Genomic DNA, 2,973 nt, shown 5'->3' with positions numbered 1-2,973 from the left:
GACTAGAAGTCGCAGCTACACAGACGAAACCCACCTTCGTGGGTTCAAAAGCCTTGATTTTTCGTTAGTCCACGCAGGTGGACTTTGTTTGTGTAGTAGCGATTTCTAATCGCCGGAAACTTTTCAAACATCCTCTAAGAACCAAATAAAATAATTTGCTTTAAGTTATTTCCATATAAATATTGAACCTGCTCTTGAAAGAGTTTAAGAATATTTTGAACTGATAATGGTTGTTGAGTTAACTGTTTATTGGTATTAATCATAATTTTAACTTACCTTTGGGGGTTAAAGTCCCCTGCTTCTACAAGCAGCGGGTTTTGCGTCGGGGTAAAATCCCCTGTAAAAACTACCATTGTCAAAAAAGGACGAATTAGCGCCCAAACAATCCCAATGGCTGTTTGTTTATATCTAACTAAAATATCTCGCCATGCTAATAAGTAAAATAACTCCCTATATCGCCATAAATCTTGCCAATATTGCTTTTTTGCGCGTCCTGCTTCAATTATTAATTCTGGCTGTAAGGTAGTTTCTTTCATGATTGCGAGTTATTTAACCTGGCATTTACCATCATTTTCACGACATTTCCGATTTCGCTCACACCTTCTCTGCACTTCGGCCTCCTGATCACTAACTAAACAATTGATCATACGAAGGTTGCATCGGAGGGACTGAGATCAAAAAGACCATCAAAGCCCAACTCACTGTTCAATACTATCCCAGTTCTGTCACTCTCGGACAACAATAATCGAATCTATTTTTTGTAACTTTTATTTTATACAGGTTTGCGATCGCTGTTCTCTAAGGGATGAATAATAGAATAACACATAGTTAATTAAACCTCATCCATTTTGAAACCTGAAGTAATGCGAGCATCTTGCTCGCTACTTAACTAACACACCCTACTTTTGCACTTTATTTAATTCATATTCCTTAGTGTCCGCCAGGTTCAGAGATTCTAATTCAAATGTCATCTTTATTATCAGTACATTTGGCTTAACTCCTCTGAACAATTGATACCTGCTAAAGAGTTTCATTTAACCAAGCGAACTGCTTGCAGCAGCGCTTCGCTATCGCTTTCAAGTAAGATAAACAAAGTATATCTCAGTTACCCCACCCTAGAGTTTCAGATCCCCGATTTCTTTGATTTATTGTGTCCATAAATGATCAACTGCTCTGCTGAAGTCGGGGATCTGGGCATAATCAGATTATACATTCAGTTGCCATACTAGTACAGTGCTGATACTTCTCTTCTGGCATATCGTCTACCCTTTATAGACCGTAGCACGGAAATAGGCATCACCATTTTCAAAAAATGGCGACTTTTGATACAAAGGGCTACTATGAAAATTATAAAACTTAATAATTTTTTGTAGTCCACGCCCCAACCTATCCATGAAACCATAATCTTTGAGCATTTGGGCAATAAGAGGATTGCGGTAATAAGAAATACCAGCTAAAGCCCGATCTAAATTGAGTGTATTAGGTAAACTACCGGGTGAGAACAACTCTAGGCGATTATTAAATAATGAGAGCCGAATACGCTGTCCAAATATTGACCAGTCTCGATGGGCAAAAGCATTAACTATTAGTTCACGAACCACAAAAGGTTCATATTCTGGAATGTCTTGTCGGCGGGTTTGTTCTACATTAAATACTGGATGATGTCGAGAGTTGCGACGGACAAATGACTCTGCGGCTTGAATGCATTCGGGAATAGTTTCTCCTAAATCAAGGCTGTCTAAGAACTCTGAAGTTACATCATCTCCCGTAAACGCATTTAACTCAATGCCAGCCTGTGGTAGCATTTTCATAGTTTGCCTGGAAAAAAATAGACTTCCTGCGATATTTAATCGTTCTTGTTCATCTAATATTTGAAGATTATACCACGTCCGTGGACAGTTTTCTTCTGCTGATAGTCCTCTGATTTCTTGGCAATAATGGTTTATCTTTAATGGATCTAAATCAGATATACCAGTGTTGGGTAATGCTGAAACCTCAAAATGAAATTGTCCACCATCTTGTAATAATCTAATCAGTTCTTCTTGAGTTGGCTCAATTGCCGCAGTACCAGCACGAATGTAGTAACGATTGAGAGATTTAACTTTGTAAGGCTTGAAAAAACCTTTTTCTACTTCAATAATGACAACTTTATGTTCACCAGAGGATACGGAAAATAATTCAGGAATTATAGGGGGTTGTATATTATTTCTACAAATTTGGATAATTTTTTCCATTAAAAGATGAGTATCTTTTACCCCAGATATTTGCCCATTATCTTCTACACCAATGAGAATTTTGCCGCCCCGCATATTGGCAAAGGCTACAATTTCTTTAGCTAGACTTTCATTGCGAAACTCTCCAGATTTAAACTCAATTTGAGAGTTTTCACCCAATGTAATTAATTCTAGTAATTTATCTGAATTCATTTAGTTAGTAAAAGAGTTTATCTGCTTTTGGAATCACATTATATGTTCAGTAGCGCTCGCTCTACATAAGTTCATTTCTCAGCACTAGGGGCGATAGCGAAACGCTGCTGCAAGCAGTTCTCTCGACGATTTTCGTTCATTTTTTCCCCTGAATTGTTTATTTGATCATAAACAACGACTAATTTGAGATTTCATCAATTAGCGATCGCTTTCAAGATCAACAAAGTATATTTCAATTACTGCCACCCTAGAGTTTCAGATCCCCGATTTCTTTGATTTATTGTGTCCATGAATGATCAACTGCTCTGCTGAAGTCGGGGATCTGGGCATAATCAGATTATATATTCAGTTGCCATACCCAGGGAAGCGATCGCTTTAACCTCCCCTAATCACTTCTGTGTTGGCAATTCAATGAACTGCTAACCAGTCTATCAGGTCTTGTATTTGGGAAAAATCCCATAAACAGGATGTCCAGGATTAAAGGATAAACTTCAGACTGGATAGTTTGTCAAATTTATTGCTCATTAGGTAAGCTGATACCTTGTTC

The 2,973-nt window shown here is 37.8% G+C and carries 2 protein-coding genes and 1 pseudogene; all 3 read right to left on the bottom strand.

From position 1 onward, the window contains the following. Positions 1-134: 134 nt before the first annotated feature. A complete protein-coding gene (locus PN471_RS04345; RefSeq protein ID WP_271775805.1) occupies positions 135-263 on the bottom strand; it encodes a hypothetical protein in 129 nt (42 codons plus the stop codon). A gap of 75 nt (positions 264-338) precedes the next feature. After that, positions 339-536, bottom strand: a pseudogene (locus PN471_RS04340) (ABC transporter permease); the annotation flags it as partial. A 726-nt stretch (positions 537-1,262) separates the two neighbouring features. Beyond that, the gene (locus PN471_RS04335; protein ID WP_271775804.1) at positions 1,263-2,426 is read right to left on the bottom strand and encodes an RNA-binding domain-containing protein; all 1,164 of its coding nucleotides are present in this window, start codon (positions 2,424-2,426) and stop codon (positions 1,263-1,265) included. Between the last annotated feature and the right edge of the window lie 547 nt (positions 2,427-2,973).

The sequence above is a fragment of the Aphanizomenon sp. CS-733/32 genome (assembly GCF_028330045.1).
In the GTDB taxonomy this organism is placed as follows: Bacteria; Cyanobacteriota; Cyanobacteriia; order Cyanobacteriales; family Nostocaceae; genus Dolichospermum; species Dolichospermum gracile.
Note: the sequence above shows the minus strand (reverse complement) of the source record. Positions and strands in the feature narration are given on the sequence as shown.